17 protein-coding genes are annotated in these 17,305 nt (G+C 61.7%); 4 read left to right on the forward strand and 13 right to left on the reverse strand.

Annotated elements, in window-relative coordinates:
• Nucleotides 1-93: 93 nt before the first annotated feature.
• Together C1722_RS06285 and C1722_RS06290 are read left to right on the forward strand one after the other, a co-directional pair.
• The gene (locus tag C1722_RS06285; protein ID WP_102378487.1) at nucleotides 94-1,485 is read left to right on the forward strand and encodes a glycosyltransferase; all 1,392 of its coding nucleotides are present in this window, start codon (nucleotides 94-96) and stop codon (nucleotides 1,483-1,485) included.
• A gap of 297 nt (nucleotides 1,486-1,782) precedes the next feature.
• Entirely contained in the window at nucleotides 1,783-3,303 is a 1,521-nt protein-coding gene (locus C1722_RS06290) for a DEAD/DEAH box helicase (protein ID WP_102378488.1), read from the forward strand.
• A gap of 186 nt (nucleotides 3,304-3,489) precedes the next feature.
• On the opposite strand, the gene C1722_RS06300 is transcribed toward C1722_RS06290, so the two are convergent.
• Nucleotides 3,490-5,424: an NAD(P)/FAD-dependent oxidoreductase gene (locus C1722_RS06300; protein WP_244902467.1), complete on the reverse strand. Its 1,935-nt coding sequence runs from the start codon at nucleotides 5,422-5,424 to the stop codon at nucleotides 3,490-3,492.
• Nucleotides 5,425-5,525: 101 nt separating this feature from the next.
• On the opposite strand from C1722_RS06300, the gene C1722_RS06305 reads away from it, so the two are divergent.
• A complete protein-coding gene (locus C1722_RS06305) occupies nucleotides 5,526-5,885 on the forward strand; it encodes a NifB/NifX family molybdenum-iron cluster-binding protein (protein WP_102378489.1) in 360 nt (119 codons plus the stop codon).
• A 110-nt stretch (nucleotides 5,886-5,995) separates the two neighbouring features.
• Here the strand turns inward: C1722_RS06305 and rplT are convergent, their stop codons facing one another.
• From rplT to C1722_RS06325, 4 genes are all read right to left on the reverse strand, one after another.
• On the reverse strand, nucleotides 5,996-6,349 hold the full coding sequence (gene rplT / locus C1722_RS06310; protein WP_102375026.1) for a 50S ribosomal protein L20: 354 nt from the start codon (nucleotides 6,347-6,349) through the stop codon (nucleotides 5,996-5,998).
• A gap of 22 nt (nucleotides 6,350-6,371) precedes the next feature.
• Nucleotides 6,372-6,569 carry a 50S ribosomal protein L35 gene (gene rpmI / locus C1722_RS06315; RefSeq protein ID WP_102378490.1) on the reverse strand — a complete coding sequence of 66 codons (198 nt, stop codon included), beginning with the start codon at nucleotides 6,567-6,569 and terminating at the stop codon, nucleotides 6,372-6,374.
• Nucleotides 6,569-7,144 (reverse strand): translation initiation factor IF-3, encoded by a 576-nt coding sequence (gene infC, locus C1722_RS06320; RefSeq protein ID WP_180995063.1) that lies wholly within the window; start codon nucleotides 7,142-7,144, stop codon nucleotides 6,569-6,571. The genes rpmI and infC overlap by 1 nt, the downstream gene beginning before the upstream one ends.
• A 327-nt stretch (nucleotides 7,145-7,471) precedes the next feature.
• The gene (locus C1722_RS06325) at nucleotides 7,472-8,869 is read right to left on the reverse strand and encodes a helix-turn-helix transcriptional regulator (protein ID WP_180995064.1); all 1,398 of its coding nucleotides are present in this window, start codon (nucleotides 8,867-8,869) and stop codon (nucleotides 7,472-7,474) included.
• 233 nt (nucleotides 8,870-9,102) lie between these two features.
• On the opposite strand from C1722_RS06325, the gene C1722_RS06330 reads away from it, so the two are divergent.
• Nucleotides 9,103-10,641: an FAD-dependent oxidoreductase gene (locus C1722_RS06330; RefSeq protein WP_102378492.1), complete on the forward strand. Its 1,539-nt coding sequence runs from the start codon at nucleotides 9,103-9,105 to the stop codon at nucleotides 10,639-10,641.
• 255 nt (nucleotides 10,642-10,896) lie between these two features.
• On the opposite strand, the gene C1722_RS06335 is transcribed toward C1722_RS06330, so the two are convergent.
• The 8 genes from C1722_RS06335 to C1722_RS06370 form a co-directional block, all read right to left on the reverse strand.
• On the reverse strand, nucleotides 10,897-11,277 hold the full coding sequence (locus C1722_RS06335; protein WP_102378493.1) for a VOC family protein: 381 nt from the start codon (nucleotides 11,275-11,277) through the stop codon (nucleotides 10,897-10,899).
• A gap of 46 nt (nucleotides 11,278-11,323) precedes the next feature.
• Nucleotides 11,324-12,166, reverse strand: a complete 843-nt coding sequence (locus tag C1722_RS06340) for a class II fructose-bisphosphate aldolase (RefSeq protein ID WP_102378494.1) — start codon at nucleotides 12,164-12,166, stop codon at nucleotides 11,324-11,326.
• A 7-nt stretch (nucleotides 12,167-12,173) separates the two neighbouring features.
• Nucleotides 12,174-13,172: a dihydroxyacetone kinase subunit DhaK gene (locus C1722_RS06345; RefSeq protein WP_102378495.1), complete on the reverse strand. Its 999-nt coding sequence runs from the start codon at nucleotides 13,170-13,172 to the stop codon at nucleotides 12,174-12,176.
• A 96-nt stretch (nucleotides 13,173-13,268) separates the two neighbouring features.
• A complete protein-coding gene (locus C1722_RS06350) occupies nucleotides 13,269-13,907 on the reverse strand; it encodes a DAK2 domain-containing protein (RefSeq protein ID WP_219724283.1) in 639 nt (212 codons plus the stop codon).
• Nucleotides 13,908-13,998: 91 nt separating this feature from the next.
• Nucleotides 13,999-15,045, reverse strand: a complete 1,047-nt coding sequence (locus tag C1722_RS06355; RefSeq protein ID WP_102378496.1) for a histone-lysine N-methyltransferase — start codon at nucleotides 15,043-15,045, stop codon at nucleotides 13,999-14,001.
• 64 nt (nucleotides 15,046-15,109) lie between these two features.
• Nucleotides 15,110-15,490 (reverse strand): hypothetical protein, encoded by a 381-nt coding sequence (locus C1722_RS06360; protein ID WP_102378497.1) that lies wholly within the window; start codon nucleotides 15,488-15,490, stop codon nucleotides 15,110-15,112.
• 38 nt (nucleotides 15,491-15,528) lie between these two features.
• The gene (locus C1722_RS06365) at nucleotides 15,529-16,323 is read right to left on the reverse strand and encodes an ABC transporter permease (protein WP_102378498.1); all 795 of its coding nucleotides are present in this window, start codon (nucleotides 16,321-16,323) and stop codon (nucleotides 15,529-15,531) included.
• Entirely contained in the window at nucleotides 16,320-17,204 is an 885-nt protein-coding gene (locus C1722_RS06370) for an ABC transporter ATP-binding protein (RefSeq protein ID WP_102378499.1), read from the reverse strand. The genes C1722_RS06365 and C1722_RS06370 overlap by 4 nt, the downstream gene beginning before the upstream one ends.
• Nucleotides 17,205-17,305 lie beyond the last annotated feature (101 nt).

The following is a 17,305-nucleotide window of genomic DNA, read 5'->3' on the forward strand; positions in this document are numbered from 1 at the left end:
ACCTGCTTTTCCGGCTCCCGAACCATACGGCCGCAGCTTCGCTTTCCCCTCCCTCAGTGCGAAGTTGCGGCCATCTCTGCTATGATAGGCTCCATGGAAAACGACGCGAACACCCCTCAAAGATCCGATCCGGGCACCGCTTTGGCGGAAGTCGAGCCATCGGAGCAGCTGACCGCCCACGCGGCAGCCGATCTCCCCGAACAGGACAGCGTCCCGGAAGCACCTCCGCTGCACCCCACCGTCATCGTCATGCACGCCTCGGTCGGCTCAGGCCACCGCAGTGCCGCCAATGCAACGGCGCAGGCACTCGAGATACTGCGCGATACCGACGACCCCGAGCTGCTCCAAGGCCTCACCGTGCCCGAGGATCTCGAAATCGAAGTGCTCGATATCCTCGAATTCGGGCGGCACGTCTTCGACGGCGACCATGCGGCGAGCCTGTTCACCGGCGCGACGCGCCCCCTGTACGATCTTACGTGGCGCTACACGCTCACCGGACGGCTCCTCTGGGGGGGAGGAACCATCTGGTCGCACGTCAACTTCCCCAAATTCACCGATCACATACGCGAAAAGCAACCTCTCGCCATCATCTGCACGCACATCACGGCAGCCAACGTGGCCGTGGGTGCCCGCATGATCACCGGCCAGCGCTACCCTATCCTCTGCGTGCCGACCGATTACGAGACCGAAGGGCTGTGGCCCCATAAGACGACCGACCTGTTCTGCGTCGCCACCGAATCGATGGCCGAAACGCTTCGCCCGCGCAAAGTGCCCGACGAGAACATCCTCATCACCGGCATTCCGACCCGCGACGATTTTCGCAAGACCTACGACAAGATCGAGACGCGCAAGAAACTCGGCCTCCCCGAGGATAAGATGGTCGTGCTCGCCCTTGCCGGAGCCTACCTGCCGCGCCCGTACGTGCACTTCAGAGACACGCTCGATAAAGTACTCCCCTACCTGCACACCTATCCGAACATGCACTTCGTGTTCATCGCGGGAAGCGACAAGCATTACGCAGAGCACATGCGCCAGCAATGCCTTGAACTCGGCCTCGAGAACACCACCGTGCTCGGCTACGTCGACGGCATGGCGGCGCTCATGGCGGCAAGCGATCTGGTGATCTGCAAATCAGGGGGGCTCACGGTGACCGAATGCCTGTGCGCCCAGGTGCCGATGATCCTGCTCGGCCGCGCATACGGCCAGGAGAAGGCCAATGTGCAGATGCTCACAGCCGTCGGAGCAGCCATGCACGTGACCACGGCGCGCGAGCTGCTGGAAAGCCTGCGCCACATCGCCCGGTACCCGCAAAGCACTCAGGCCATGCTCATCAACGGCGGTATCATACGCCGCCCCGAAGCGGCACTCGACATCGCACGCGCAGCGTTTCGCCTGGTGGAGAAAACGAAGGCAGGCGATCTTGCCGAGCACCGCAAACGGCTGCTCTGGCTCTACTGGGGCAAGAAGCCGGCGCACATCAGATAGCGGGCCCTGCCGCCCATGCGCTGCGCCGCCCGCGGTGCAGCGCAGCCGTCCTTCGTCTTGAAGCCGCGAGGCGAAGGACAAGGCCCGTTCGGCAGAGATCGGCATGCGCCGAAGCTGCACGCCGATCTCTGCTCCTTTGATGACCTTCAAGAAACCCTTGCCCTCATCGGCTTCGATGCGCGATAATGGATCGGTGCGTCCGCGTGGCGCGCACCGTCGGTACCTGAGACGGACACCCTGTACGACAGACGCCCGGCAAAACCCGTGGCGCACACTACTTATAGATTTCCGGAGATCATGACTACACCATTCAACGAACTCGGTCTGTCCGAGAAGACACTCGCCGCCGTCGAGCGGCTCGGCTATTCCGAACCCACCCCCGTGCAAGCGCAGGCCATTCCGCTTGTACTCGAAGGCCGTGACATCATCGCTGCCGCAAAAACCGGTACCGGCAAAACCGCTGCGTTCTCCCTGCCCACCATGGACAGGCTCGGCCGCATCCAGCGCGGTCAAGGGCCGCTCATGCTCGTCGTGAGCCCCACGCGCGAGCTCGCCGACCAGATCGGCGAGGTGTGCCGAGCCATCGCAACCTCGACCCACCACCGTATTCTCACCGTCGTGGGAGGCCTCTCGCTCGATCCCCAGATCAAGCAGCTCAAGCACGGCGTCGACATCCTCATCGCAACGCCGGGGCGCCTCATCGACCTCATGGAACGCGAAGCGGTACGCCTGCCGAACGTCGAGGTGCTCATCCTCGACGAAGCCGATCGCATGCTCGATATGGGATTCTGGCCGCAGATGAAGAAGATCATCGCCGCCTGCCCGAGCAAGCGCCAAACCCTGCTCTTTTCGGCCACCATCGACGACCAGATCACCAAGAGCGTCGGATCGCTTTTGCACGATCCCGCTTACGTGGAGATCGCACACCGGGGAGAAACAGCCGACACCGTCGATCAGTTCGTCATCCCCGCCACCCAAACAACGAAAGCCGACCTGCTCAAAGCGGTGCTCGAAGAGAAAGGGTCGAACCGCGTCATCGTGTTCGCCCGCACTCGTTCGCGCGCCGATTCGTGCACGAGACGCCTTCGTCGAGCGGGCTACGCCGTAGAGGCGATCCACTCCGATCGCACGCAGGCGCAACGCAAGCGCGCACTCGAGAACTTCAGCAACGGCAAAACCAACGTGCTCGTGGCAACCGACGTGCTGGCCCGCGGCATCGACGTGACCGAGGTCGATTACGTCATCAATTACGACCTTCCCAACCAACCCGAAGACTACGTGCACCGCATCGGCCGCACCGGTCGCGCGGGCGAGACGGGCTTCGCCGTATCGTTCGTAAGCCCCGAGCAGCAACCGTGGCTCAAAGATATCGAAAAGCTCATCAAGAAGACCATACCCGAGATGGAGCTCGCGAACTTCGACCCCGCACAGGCCGAAGCCGATGCCGCGGCCCGTGCAACGAGGGCTGCTGGAAGACGGGACCCCGAACTCGCCGCCGCTGCCGCCGAATACGCGAAAACGCAAAAGAAGCGGGCGGCGCAAAGCGCTCACGAACCCGCTGCGTCCGATCAGGCGCGAGCGGGCAAGAACACCCGGAAGAAAACGCGCACGCCGGGGCAGCCGCCCGTTAAGACCAACCAGAAAGCGGTAAAGCCCCAAAAGGCGAAGCCCTCGCAACCGAAACCTTCGCAGAAGAAAGCCGCAGGCAAAGCGCAAGCGGGCTCGAAACAGTCTTCTTCGACCCCGAAGAGGTCAGGGTCGGATATGAGGCCGGGCCGTGCGCATCGCGCCGCCGTCGCCAAACGCAGGAGCAGGTAGCCGGCAGGCAGCGGAATGAAACGGTGCGCTCGGCGACCCCGAACGCGCCCGCACCGCCTAATTGAAACGAACATGCATTGCCCGGGTCCGGAAACGGCAGATCGCCGTCACGGGCCGTGCAAGGCCAAACCGATTCCCATCCGAGCGTCAGAACGATCCGATCACGCAGAAAAGACGAGTTATTCGTCATCGAAGCCGCGCCGCTTCAGACGCACGGCAAGACCCGCCCTCTCGTGAAATTCGTTTTCCCCGATAGAAAGCCCGTTGGCAAAACCGCATCGGACCAGCGGCGTGCTTTCGAGTGCTTTCGCGACGAACGGCTTGCTTTTTCTGCCGCGTATGCCGCAATCCGCACACGCGGCATACGGGCCGAAGCGCCTTTTCGGACAGGCGAAGCAACCACCCTCGATAACCGGTGAAGCGCCCTCGCATGCGCTCGCCCGAAAGCCCGAGCCGCCTTACTCGAGCGGATCCTTGTTCTGGTTTGCCGCCACGCGGATCAGCCGCCCCAGCAAAAACAGGATCAGAACGAACGCCGCAGCGCCGACGACCGCGAACAGCCAGTCGGAACGCAGCAACGCAGCGAGCGTCAAGAAGAGCACGACCGTTGCCAGGACGATGACCGCAAGCGTTCCCACGGCTGCGATGGCCGTGCCTGNCGGGCCGCGACGACGAAACCACGAACGATCCCGGCGTCCGTTTGTCCAGCAGCTCGGGTGCCGTCGCCGTTTCCCGCGCCATGATGCGCACGATCTCGGGCGAGCAGAACCCCCCGTGGCAGCGGCCCATCATCGCACGGGTGCGCCATTTGATCGCATCGAGGGAGTTTACCGGCAGCGGGCTTTTGAAGGCGTCGGCGATCTCGGCCTCGGTCACTTCGCAGCAACGGCACACCATATGCCCGTAGCGACCGTCGCCTTCGATAGCGGCTTCCCGTTCGGCTTTGCTCATAAGGGAGAAGGGCTTGCGATGCGAGCGCAGGGGGTCAAACGCTTTATTGGCCTTTGCATCGAGCCGAGCAGCCACATCGCGCGCAACGTCCTCCGCAACGGCAGGTGCCGACGTGAGTCCCGGGGAGTCGAAGCAGGCGATGTTGAAGAACCCGAGAACATCGGGGACTTCCCCGATGACGAAATCGCCGCTGTCGCCGCTTGCACGCAGGCCGGCGAAGTTCGTGATCATGCCCCGCGCCGACAGCTCCGGCCAAGTCTTTTTCGCCGCGTCGAGCACGAAGGCGAGACCGCCCGCCGTCGTGGACACGTCGCTCTTGCTCGCCTGGGCAACCGCATTCGGCCCGACGAGCAGGTTCCCATGCACGGTCGGTGTCATGAGAACGCCCTTGCCCACCGAAGACGGCGCCTGGAACATCGTGCTGGTGAACGTCTCGCCCATATCGGTATCGAACAGGCAGTACTCGCCCCGTCGCGGTGTAATGCGAAGTTTTTCCGAGCTGACTTGGTTGTTGATCTCATCGGCGTATACGCCCGCAGCGTTCACAACGGCATTCGCGGTAACGCGCGCACCCGATTCGGTGACGAGCTCGAAACGCGCGCGCCCAGCTTCGCCGAGGCGGCGAACGGCGCGAACGCCCTCACCGAAGAAGAACGCGACGCCGTTTGCCGCAGCGTTTTCCGCAGCCGCAAACGCCACTTCGTACGGATCGCAGATCGCACCGGTCGGCGCAAAAAGCGCACCTACCGCGGCGCGGGAAACACGAGGCTCGCGTTTCTGCAGTTCCGCCTGCGAAAGCTCGCATACGCCCTCGACACCGTTGCGTTCGGCTCGCCGCACGAGATCGCGTAGCGCATTGAGCTCTTCGTCGGAAAACGCGAGCACGATAGACCCGTTGTTTACGTAGGAGAATCCAAGCTCCTCTGCATAGCGGGGATACAGTGCCGATCCCCGCACGTTGTAGAGAGCTTTGAGGGTACCCGGTTCGGGATCGTAGCCGGCGTGCACGATACCGGAATTGGCGCGCGTTGCACCGCACGCAACATCGGTGCCCGCTTCGAGCACCGCCGTCGCGAGATCGTATCGTGCGAGTTCGCGCGCCGTACACGCCCCGGCAACGCCCGCACCGATCACCACGACATCGAAGTGTGATTCAGTCAGTTTTCTCATGCCGCAAGCTTACTATTTCTTCCCGTTTGGCGGAAGAAGGAACACCCAATACCTAGAATCGCGTATTGTAACCGTTACAAGGTTGCCAAGAAAGGAACGCCATGAGGATTGCGGTTGCAAGCGAGGGCCTTGACGTTTCCCCCTATTTCGAGCACTGCATCAGCTTCACCATATATACGATCGATTGCGGCATCATCGCGGAATGCCAGAATATGCCCAACCCCCGGCTGCAGTACGGCAGCCTCGCATCGCTGTTGGTGGAACTCGAGGTCGACGTGGTTATCGCCGGATGCATGGAGCGGGCATCGGCGCATGCCCTGACCGAAGCGAACATCGAGGTGGTTTTCGGGGTGGTCGGCACCGCGCGTGCCGCAACCGAAGCCTACCTCGCCAAAACGCTTATCAGCTCGGACGAGTGGTGCGATTACGACGAGGAAGCCCCCGACTACGCCGAAGCGTAAACCATCGAGGATATTCGACGAAGAGACCCCTGTTGCGGCAATCGGCAACGGGGGTCTCTTCATAAAAAACGCTCCCGGTGCGGGAGCGTTTCAAAAATGCAGGAACGGACCTACAGGGCCTTCTTGGCAACCTCGGTCACGGCGGCGAACGCAGCAGGATCGTTTACGGCCATATCGGCGAGCACCTTGCGGTCGAGCTGGACGCCGGCCTTCTTGAGGCCGTTCATCAGCACCGAGTAGGACAGGCCGTTGATGCGGGCCGCAGCGTTGATGCGGGTGATCCATAGACGGCGGATCTCGCGCTTCTTGTTGCGGCGATCGCGATACATGTACTGAAGCGAATGCTGCACCTGCTCCTTCGCGGCGCGGTAGGAGCGGGACTTGGCACCGTAATAACCCTTCGCGCGGTTGAGGACGGTACGGCGTTTCTTATGAGCGTTTACTGCACGCTTTACACGAGGCATTGTTCAAACCCTTCCTAATCGATTAGCGGAGCCCAAGGTTGCGGGACACGACCTTCTTGTCAGCCGCGGACACTTCGGTCTCGTGGCGGAAGTTGCGCTTGCGCTTCTGGCTCTTCTTCTCCAGAATGTGGTTGCGGCCCTGCTTGGAGCGCATGATCTTGCCGGAACCGGTAACGCGGAATCGCTTGGCGGTGCCGCGATGGGACTTCATCTTAGGCATTATTCGTCCTTTCCTTCTTCTTGCTTTTCTGCTTCCTTTTTCTTCTTAGCCGCTGCGGGCAAAGGCGCGATGAGCATATGCATGTTGCGGCCCTCCATCTTGGGCTGGTTCTCGATGACCGCTACATCCTTCAGATCATCTGCCAAACGCTCCAAAATCGTCAAACCCTGCTCGGGGTGGGCCATCTCGCGACCGCGGAACATAATGGTGATCTTCACCTTGTTGCCCGCATCCAAAAAGCGCAGCACGTGCTTCTTCTTGGTCGTGTAATCTCCCACATCGATCTTGGGGCGGAATTTCATTTCCTTCGTTTCGATCTTGCTCTGGTTCTTACGGGCCTGTTTTGCCTTGATGGCCTGATCGTACTTGAACTTCCCGTAATCCATGATGCGGCACACAGGCGGTTCCGCATTCGGAGCGATCTCGACGAGATCGTAGCCTTGCTCATCGGCGATCCGCTGAGCCTCGGAGACCGCATAGATCCCGAGCTGCTCACCGTCGTAGCCGATCAGACGGCACTCTCTGGCAGTTATTTCTTCGTTGAGCCGTGGCTCCTGAGCAGCTATCGCGCTCACCTCCTCTTTCTTGCGCTTTCGCGCAAACAAAAACCCGCTGGCACAGGCCGCGGGTTCGCATTCGATGTGCACCGCGTATTCGCGGTTTCTATCCAAGCAACCCATCAGCAGCCGAAGCGCCGAACCAGGTGGGGGTCTGAACCCCTCTTGAGTAAACAGCTTGCATAGTATAGCACGCTTAACGGTTTGTGCAAGAAATAATCACGACAAGCAACGGCAACGGAAATCGCGCAATCAAGCGGGACGGCGATGCAAACCACGCTCCAAACCCGAACCCCACCATACGCGCTCGAGACCCGCGCCGAGACGGACGCGTTTCCGACCGCCTCACTCCTCCGCAAACAGCGCGTCGAAATCTTTGCGCGAATGGACGCCGAACTTGTCGTAGATCCGGCTCGAATGAGCCCTCACGGCTCCGTTGGATATGAACAGCTCCTCGCTGATTTCAGTGGAGCTCTTTCCCATCACCAGCAATTGGAACACCGTCGTCTCGCGCGCCGACAGCCCCGCGCTTTCGGCGAGCCCCTCGAGTCGCTTGCGCTCGGACGACTCGCCCTCGGGCTGGAAGCGGGAGTAGTCGCTCCGGCCGCCCAGGAGGGGCGCGAACACCGCAATGCCCACGGCAAGCGTTGCAAGGATGGTCACCGTAACGAGGACCCCCCTGTTCCACGACATGTTCAGGCGCATGAGCACGATCGCAAGGTCGGCGGCGACGAGCGCGATGATCCTGATGCACGAGCCCGGCAGCATCGCCGACGTCCTGCTGCGGTACGCGTTCGAACAGACCATCGTATACACCAGAAGGTCGAACGTCGAGTACGCGGCGCTCACCATCACCTGGGAAAACGAGAGAGAGATGCCGAGGAACTCCACGCCGATGAGCCCGACGGTCATGAGCGGGAGCGCGATGGCGTAGAGGATCGTACGATCGAATCGATCGCCCATCCTGAACGCGAGGACCAGGATGACGAGAGAGGGCACGAGGTTGCCAACCCCCGTCTCGTGCGTCGAATGGGAAAGCTGCGTTGCGCTGCCGCCCACCCCGTAGGCGAACGCGAAGACGAATACGAACAGAAACAGCATGCCGTAGCCCGAAAGGCCCCGTGCGCCGAACCCCTCGCGAGGCCGTTCCTCCACGATGGATATCTTGCTGAAGCAAAACGACACCTGGATAAACGACAGACCCGCCAAACAGATGATGACAATCGTGCTTAGAAGCTCATCGACCCCCGTAATGATCGGCAACAGCACGAACCGTGCCGCGAAGGAGATCGCAAAAACCTGAATCACCTTCACGGGCGGAAGGCTTCCGCAGAATTCTATCCATTGCCCGAATAGCATCCCCGCGCCGCCCCCGATCAGAACGAGGCTCGAAAGGACCGCGGCATCCCCAAGGTCGAGCCCCAGCACGACCGCGAGCGGCACCATGCACCCGGCCACGATAAGCGCGCTCGGCAAAACCAGCAGCACCCCGCTTCTGCGATACCGGTCGAAGCGGTAGCACAGAATCAGATAGACGCTTAAGCCGACGACCTTGCCGACGTCGACAAGCAGAAAGAAAAAGTCGCCGACAAACAGCGGGGAAACGCCCACCTGGGTCACCGTCGCGTTGAACCACAGAGGCCATTCGTGAGCGCACCGATATATGCCCATGCCGATACCCGCATAGAAAATGAGCGCGTTCTTCTGAAAGAACGCAAACAGCTTCCCGAGGCTTTCGTTCACCGACACTACCTCCAAAAAAAACGCCCGGCTACGCATGCACGATGCACGGATGATACCCGTTTTAAACATCGCGCACAACGTTTAAACACGTTTAAACGTCCGTGCGCAACCGCTCGGCTGTAGGGTGTGTGCTCGGTTCGAAACCATCCGATGCAGACGAGCGCATGTCCCTCGCGTCGCCGCGTCGGATGGCCGAACGGCAGTAACGAAACCTCTGTTGGAAGGGAAGCATCATGAGCATTTCGAAATCAGGTCGATTGGATCGGCGCGGTTTTCTCAAAGGAGCAGCCGTCGGGGCGGCGGGACTGGCAGCCTTCGGGCTTGCCGGCTGCGCACCCGAGGCGCAAGGCGAAGCGGATGGACAGGCCGCAGGCGCGCCCGAATCATGGGATCGCGAGGTCGACGTCATCGTTGTCGGAAGCGGAGGCTCGGGCCTGTCTGCGGCCATCGAGGCCGCAGGAGCCGGAGCAAACACCCTCGTGCTCGAAAAGGGCGGCGTAGTCGGCGGCACGACGGCCCTTTCGGCCGGTATCACGCAGGCTGCAGGAACCGAGTATCAGAAGAAGTTCACCGAATATCAGGACGACACTCCTGAAAACCACTTCAAGTGGTACATGGCCCTCGGCGAAGAATGGGTCGATGAAGAACTCGTCAAAGACCTGGCCTACGGCTGCCCCGAAGTGATCCGCTGGTACGTGGAGGACCTCGGCCTCACGATCGGCGACTTCTCGGGTCAATCGCACGTACCCTACGCCGACGAATACTACGCGGTACGCATCCACCGTCCCGACGGCGAAGGCGCAGCCCTCATCGCCGCCATGAAAGCGAAAGCCGAGGAGAACGGCGCCGCAATCGAAACGAACATCGAGGTGACCCGCCTTATCACCGACGCCGAGGGAGCCGTCATCGGCGTCGAAGCCGAAACGAAGAAGGGCACCGAGACCGTAAAGGCCAACAAGGGCGTGGTCGTCGCCACGAGCAACATCGACCACAACACCGAAATGGCCCGCCAGTTCTGCCCGCAACAGGTATGGGCGATGGAGCTTGCCGACTGCCTGAGCGCGCCCACCAACACCGGCGACGGCATCCGTATGGGCATGGAGATCGGCGCCGACATCCGCAACCTCGGCAGCGGCATGGATGCCATCCTCGACCTGAAGCTCACATCGGGAAAAGACGTATGGGGGCTCATCTTCGTCAACAAAGCGGGCATGCGCTACGTGTGCGAAGACGCGCATTACGCCTACAAGACGCGTATGCAGTTCCAGATGGAACGTTCGACGGGACATCCCTGCTACGCCGTATGGGCGCAGAGCAACCTTGAGAACTGCCGCGCATGGGATGCAACCACCATCGACGAGGCAGTGGCCGACGGCACCGTCATCGCCGCCGCCTCGATCGAAGAGCTGGCAGCCGAAATCGGCGTCGATGCGGCGGGGCTCGCCAACACCATCCAGTACTGGAACGACACGGTGGTGCCCGCCGGCGAAGACACCCAGTACGGACGCATCAGCGGCTTCGAGCGCATCGAAGGCGCAACCTATTACGCCAATCGCATGCGCCCCGAGATCATGGGTCCGTGCGGCGGCCTCAAGATCGACGTCGAAGCGCACGTGCTGCGCCCCGACGGCTCGCAGATCCCGCACCTGTTCGCTGCGGGCCTGTGCACGGGCGGCTGGGTTGGGCCGTTCTATCCCGGCTCGGGTACCGCCATGGCCGCCAACGCCCACTTCGGAAGAAAGGCCGGAAAGAACGCTGCGGAGATGGCGTAGGCTGATCGGACGCGTCGGCGCGCAGGTCCCGTACCGATTTCGCTCGGGTAAACGAACCCGGGATCGACGAACCCAAATTCGTGGCAGAAAACACGCCGAATTCGTCACCGCGGGGCACCGGACGGACCCCGGATAAACGATCCGCAGCAAAACGACCGCATTTCACCAGATGAGCGACGCACTAAACTATGCGCTTCCCTCAGGCGGTCTGCGTCGCGACGAAAATCTTTCGTTTTCCGTCATTTGAGAGAGCGTTCACCGCAAGCGGGGCCCCGATCGGGGCCCCGCCACACGTTTGGCATATGCGTACCAGTTCTTGTCCTCGTACAGCTCGATGATCGCACCGTCCTTCTCGACGAACGCGAGGCGCACGCCCGGGCCCGCATCCATCGGGCCGCAGATGATGCGGTCGGCATCGTCGGCGTAATGGTCGAGGTCGTCAACCGCAAAGGCCACGTGCCAGCGGCGGTGCAGCTCCTCGGGAAACGGCGTGCCCTCCTCGAACTTGAGGTACTCGACCTTGTAATCGTAGTCGTCCACGTTGGACACCCAGAACTTCATGTCCTCGTTGTAGGTCATATTCGGCTTCTTCTCGGTGATCGGAATACCGATGTGCATGTAGGTTGCAGTTGGCATATCGCCCTCGCTTTCCAGGCGCCGCCCGACAAGCGGCACCTCGTCGTCACTTCATCGAGAACAGCTCCATGGCCGCCTCGGCGTCGGCCTGCATGGCCTCGGTCGCCGCATGGGCGAGCGTATGGAAGTACTTGGGGTGCTCTTCGGCCAAAACCTTTTCGACGCCGCGCACGCCCGCGTTGCTCATGTAGCTGAAATAGTTGATCTTGCGTATGCCGCACGCGATGGCGCGGCGCGTATCCTCGGCTGAAAGGCCCGATCCCCCGTGCATGACGAGCGGCACGCCTAAGCGGCGCTTCAGCTCGGCGATGCGGTCGAAATCGAGCTTCGGCTCGACCTTGTAGAAGCCGTGCACGGTGCCCACCGAAGCGGCGAGCGCATCGATGCCCGTCTCGCGCACGAAGCGCTCCGCGTCGTCGGGGTCGGTGTAGACGTTCTCGCGCGTATCGTCGGAGTTCTCCAGACCCTCGTGCCCCGTCGTGAACCCTATCTCGGCTTCAACATGAATGCCGCGGCCGTGGCAGAGTTCGACGACCTGGCGCGTCACCCGTACGTTCTCGGCGAACGGATCGGTGCTCCCGTCGTACATAATGGCCGTGAATCCGATTCCGACGGCGCGCTTCACGTATTCGAGGTCCTCGCCGTGGTCGAGCATGACGCATACGGGAACGCTCGCCTTTTCGGCGCGCATCACCATGATGGGTCCGATGAGCTCGATCGGCGTCTCCTTTTCATGGAGCTGGGCGTGCTGGATGATCACCGGCTCGCCCCGTTTCTCGGCGGCGCCGATGGCGGCCAAGAGCAGTTCGAGGTTCGGCGTGTCGAACGCTGCGGCCGCGCAGCCTTCGCGCTCGGCCCAATCGAGGACCTCCTTCATCGTCGCGAGCATGGCGACCCTACTTCTTCAGGTACGGCGTGTTGCACGGGGCGTTCCACAAGCGCAGAAGCTCGTCGTCCATGCGGGCCATGAACATCTGGAAGCCCGCCTGCTCCTGCACGGTGAGCATCTCGCCGACGAAATTGGCAACGACCTCGATGTTCTTCTTGGCAAGCTCCTTCACGGCAGCGCGGTACACGATGAGCTGCTCCATGAGCGTAGTCGCCCCCGACCCGTTGATGATGAGCATAACCTTCTCGCCGTCTTCGATGCCGATGTCGGCTACGAGCGCATTCACCATGATGGCAGCCGTCTCGTCGGCCGATTTCATGGGTTGACGGCCACCGCCCTCTTCGCCGTGCTGGCCCATGCCGATCTCCATCTCGTCATCGCCGAGGTCGGCCAGAAGCGTCCCCGTCTGCGGATGAGTCGCACCGCGCACGGCAACCGCGAGCGTGGCCATGTTGTCGGCGAAGCGCTGGGCGATGGCGGCAACCTCTTCGAGGCTCTTGCCCTCGGCAGCGGCGGCCCCGGCGATCTTGTAGGTGGGAATGCACCCCACGAGTCCGCGGCGGTCGTCGGCGTTCTCGCGCGGCGCGTTGGACACATCCTCCTGCGTAACGACCTTCACGGCGTTGAGTCCGAGCTTCTTGACCTGCTTCATGGTCATGTTGCCCGTGAGCATGTCGCCCGCATGGTTGAGCACGATGTAGAGCACGCCTTTGCCTTTGTCGGCAAGTTTGATGGCGTCGACGCACGCCTGGGGTCCGGGTGCGGCGAACACGTCGCCTACGACGTCGATATCGACCATGCCCTCGCCCACGAAACCCTCGATGGCGGGCTCATGTCCGCTGCCGCCCTGCGTGACGATGGTCACGCGGTCGGCGCTGCCGAGCAACTTGTTGATGACCATGTTCTGCTCGCCGAGCTCGAGGATGTCGGGGTTGGCCATGGCCAGTCCCTCGAGCAGCTCGGACGTGAGGTTGTCGGGATCGTTGATGAACTTCTTCATCTTCATGATGCTCCTCCTTCGTGCGGATACTTTTAGCGGACTTGTAGGCCCGAATAAGAACCTGCCGCCCAAGCGGGCGGCAGGTTGATGCCAACGAAAGCGTTATTGCGACTGCTGGGCTTTCACGTAGCCCTCGTGCAAGCCGCGGATAAAGAGCGACGTCGAAACCGCGCCCGCATCGGGCGTGCCGATGGTTTCTTCCTTGTAGCTTTTGGCGCGACCGAATTTCGAAGGATAGCGCTCGGAATCCCGCGCACCGCCGGCGGCGGCATCGTCGGCGGCTTCGAGAATGGCCTCGATGTCGTCGGCGGCTTCGGCTGCGGCTTCGCAGGCGGGGATGAGCGCGTCCATCATGGTCTTATCGCCCACCTGGGCCGTCGTGATGTCCTGCATTTCGGTTAGGCATCCGGCGAACATGCGCTTCACCGCATCGGGGCCAAGTTCGTCCTCATCGTCGTCAAGCTCGAAACCAAGGCCGCCGATGAGCGTTCCGTAGAGCGGTCCGGCCGATCCTCCCCTCACCTCCATCGCCTTGCATCCGAGGGTGTCGAGGAACTCGCCGATGGACTCGTCGTCCCATGCGGCCACCTCCCGTTCGATCAGCTTGGAGATCTTCGCCATGGTGATACCGTGATCGCCGTCCCCGAATTTCGAATCGATCTCGCTCAAAAGATCGCTCTCGGTTGCGAGCAGCCCGGCGCTTTCCAACAGCATGGCCGACAACGTGCGCTTGTCTATCAACGCGAACCTCCTGTATGCAGCGCTACCAGATATCAACGAACTCTACCACGCACCGTTATGCGAGGTCAATCAGCAATACAAGGTGTTTCGGCTAAGCTGGTTCGCCCTCGCCCTCGCCTTCGGCTTCGGTTGCCTCGGGTTCTTCGGCTTCGGCGCCAGGGGTTTCCAAGTATAGGTAGATCTGCCTGATCGTATCGGCGAGGTTGCCCGACGCGTTCGCGAGCTTGTAGTCGTACACGAGCACGGCCGACCAGTTGTATTCGGCACCGTCGAGCTCGACGGTGCCCGAGAACGAGCACTTCTCCTGCACGAGCGTCGTGCCGTCAGACGCGTAGGTCGAGTAATCGGCCTTGTCTTCCGGAAGCTCCACCGTACCCGCTTCAACTTTGATCCCCGCCTCGCCGAGCGTCTTCTCCACAATGTTCTCGTTCTTCACCGCATCGGCAAAGCTCAGCGTACCGAACCCGAGGGCGGACATCGCCGCAGAGTAACCGGACATCACGACCGCATCGTCCTCGTCGAGGCCGAGATACACCGTCGGCGTTCCCAAGCGGGAGTCGGCCGGCTCGTCGGTGAGCGCCACGGTAAGCGAGCGCTTCATGGGATTGCCCTCTTCGTTGACCTGCCGCTCGCTCGACACGGTGGCACCGCGCTTGAGCGCATCGACCGCTTCGTCTTCGGTCATGCCCATCAGCTGCGCGAGATCGGGCACTTCGGTCGTTTTAGCGGTAGCCGTCGAAGCGTCCTGCGCCTCGCTTCCCTGCAGCGCATCGACTTCCTGATCGCTTTGCTGCTGAGCCTGCTGCGTTGCCAGATTCTGGCTTTCCTGGAACAGCATCCACGTAAAGTAGCCGAGCGCGCCGATCAGGGCGATGAGCAGAATCACGACGACGATGAGAAGCCGGCGCATGCGCCGCGACTTCTTCTGCTGGGCGGAAAGCTCGGGTCTGTCGGCTCGATCGCCGTGCCGGCCGCGCTTGCCCGTTTGCTCGGCAACCACCATGCCCGCCTGGGCGGATCGCTCGTCGTCGAACAGCAAAGGAGCTACGACCTCGGGTTCGAGGCTCTCGACCGCATCGGGGTATTCATCTTCGAGAAATTCTTCAGTGCGTTTGTCGGTTCGTGCATGTTTTGGCATCGTGTAAACCTTCCTGGCAATCTGCGCTCGAAGCGCATGAGAAGCAGCGCTATTTTACCGCAAATCAGCGGAAGAACAGATAGTAGACGACGAAACCAACGATAAGAAGAAACACGCAGGCGATAACGATCTTCTGCATTTTCGACATGGGCTCGACGCTGTCGAGGTCTTCCTGTGTGGTCTCGCGATACCGAGGCTGGGACGAACGGGGCTTGCGAGCAGCTTCCGCAGGCCTTTCCTCGACGTCTGCGACCGCTGCGCGTTCGACGGCGCCGTCGGCATCGTCTTCCCTCCCGTCGGAAACGACAACGGCGCCCTGCTCTCGCTCGCGCGCAGGCTCGAGGCCGCTTCCCGCAGCTTGACGGGAAACGCCTGTCTGGATGACGATCTCTTCATCACCGTCGGCATTCACCGATATGAGAGAGTATGTTTGATCCCGATCCATAAGCACCCTTTCGTGTTTAGAGCGATTATAGATTGATTCTATTCCCGGATGCCCTTGTCCAAATAATATCCATCGGCTGCAAAACGCTTGCGGTACGTGAGAAAACATGCCATGACGATAGCGATGGTATTGGCGGCGGAAAGCATGAGCATAACGACGATCTGGTATTTCGCCGCCGCAAGAGGATCGGCCCCCGCAAGCAGCTGGCCGCTCATCATACCGGGGATCGTCACGATGCCCGCTGCCGACATGGTGGCGAGCACCGGCGTCATGCCCGCCGCAATCGCGGCTTTGATGGACGGGAAGGCGGCCTCGCGGGCAGTCGCTCCAAGCGCCACGAGCGTGAACATCTCGTCTGAGCGGGAATCAAGATCGGAGAACAGGCGGTCGATCGCAACGGCGATGGCCGACATGGCGTTTCCGATGATCATTCCCGCTATGGGCACGAGCTGGCGCGCGTTGTACCACGGGTCGGCGTGGATCACGCCCTCGACCACGATAAGCCCCACGGCGACCGATGAGACGAAAAGCGACACGAACACTGCGGGGATCAACCCTTTGACCTCGCTTTTTACTCGCGATGTTGCGATTTGAGTTGCAGCGGAGATCATGAATACGAGTGCGAGCAGTACAAGCCACCACGTCTGCCATGCAAAGAGGTACTCGAGCACGAACCCCGCAGCCAAAAGCTGAACGAAGCAACGCACGACCGATACCGCGATGCGCCGCGTCTGCCCCAGCTCGAGCTTGTACGACACGATGCCCGCAACGAGCATGAGGGCACTCGCCGCGAAGAGCTCGACGTAGCCTATGTCGACGACCCCCGCGCTCACCGGAGCCCCCCTTCCCGCCCTGCCGCTACCGGCGCAGATTGCCGAGCGGATCCCGTGCGACCGGGGGCCGAACCACCGATCGCGGCTTGCGAGGGGTTTTCACGGTAAGAGAGCGCGCCGTCTTTGAGCTCGAACGTGCCGGCAGCGAACCCGTCGGCCGCCCGATGCCTGATGCGCAAACACGTCATGCTCTCGCCTACGAGAAGCCTGGTCAGCCGCCCGATCGCTCGCGCCGAATCGGGATCGAGCGCCGCATCGACTTCGTCGAGCAAGAGCACAGGGGGCTTGGTTGCGAATGCTCGCAGCAGGGCGACCCTGGCAAGCTGGCCTCCCGAAAGCTGCGAAACATCGCGACCGAGCTCGACATCCCCCAAGGCAGCCCGATCGAGCAGATTCGCAAGCTCGCTATCGGAAGGCGGCCGCTCTCCTGCATGCACTTTCAATGTCCAGGGAAGCACGAGGTTATCGCGTACGGTTCCCGAAACGAGCGACGGCTTTTGGGGAACAAGGCAAACCTGCCTGCGCCACTTCGTCAAGGCGACGGCATCGCTTGGCGCGCCGTTGAGGTACAGAGCGCCGCCGTCGCGCTCGATCATGCGCGCGCATGCGCGTAAAAGCGTCGATTTACCCGATCCCGACGGTCCCACAAGATCGTAGACGGCAGCCTCCTCGAGCGAGAGCGCCGCATTCTCGAAAAGCACCGCGCGTTCGCCTGCGCGGGAAAACGACACGGTAAGACCCTCTGCGCGAAACAGCGTCATCGTTATTTCTGCCGCCTGTTCCACCACCATGCGCCGATAAGCAGCGCGCAGAACACGATATCGGCAAACATCGCCGTCGATGCCGCCATGGCTGCCTCCTTCGATCGACTTCGCTTCCACTTCTGTCAGTATAGCGGCATTGCCGAAGGGATCATAGCGCGCAGGCGGGCGGTTGCCCGCGCGTCACCGAAGCGGCCGAATGAGGGCCGTCGCCGCGAGCG

Origin of the sequence: Raoultibacter timonensis, from assembly GCF_900240215.1 — a bacterium.
GTDB lineage: Bacteria > Actinomycetota > Coriobacteriia > Coriobacteriales > Eggerthellaceae > Raoultibacter > Raoultibacter timonensis.

Excerpts from the sequence above, each read along its gene's own strand:
- C1722_RS06285 (WP_102378487.1), top strand. The coding sequence starts at position 94 with ATGGAAAACGACGCGAACACCCCTCAAAGATCCGATCCGGGCACCGCT.
- C1722_RS06290 (WP_102378488.1), top strand. The coding sequence starts at position 1,783 with ATGACTACACCATTCAACGAACTCGGTCTGTCCGAGAAGACACTCGCC.
- C1722_RS06305 (WP_102378489.1), top strand. The coding sequence starts at position 5,526 with ATGAGGATTGCGGTTGCAAGCGAGGGCCTTGACGTTTCCCCCTATTTC.
- rplT (WP_102375026.1), bottom strand. The coding sequence starts at position 6,349 with ATGCCTCGTGTAAAGCGTGCAGTAAACGCTCATAAGAAACGCCGTACC.
- rpmI (WP_102378490.1), bottom strand. The coding sequence starts at position 6,569 with ATGCCTAAGATGAAGTCCCATCGCGGCACCGCCAAGCGATTCCGCGTT.
- C1722_RS06330 (WP_102378492.1), top strand. The coding sequence starts at position 9,103 with ATGAGCATTTCGAAATCAGGTCGATTGGATCGGCGCGGTTTTCTCAAA.
- C1722_RS06335 (WP_102378493.1), bottom strand. The coding sequence starts at position 11,277 with ATGCCAACTGCAACCTACATGCACATCGGTATTCCGATCACCGAGAAG.
- C1722_RS06340 (WP_102378494.1), bottom strand. The coding sequence starts at position 12,166 with ATGCTCGCGACGATGAAGGAGGTCCTCGATTGGGCCGAGCGCGAAGGC.
- C1722_RS06345 (WP_102378495.1), bottom strand. The coding sequence starts at position 13,172 with ATGAAGATGAAGAAGTTCATCAACGATCCCGACAACCTCACGTCCGAG.
- C1722_RS06355 (WP_102378496.1), bottom strand. The coding sequence starts at position 15,045 with ATGCCAAAACATGCACGAACCGACAAACGCACTGAAGAATTTCTCGAA.
- C1722_RS06360 (WP_102378497.1), bottom strand. The coding sequence starts at position 15,490 with ATGGATCGGGATCAAACATACTCTCTCATATCGGTGAATGCCGACGGT.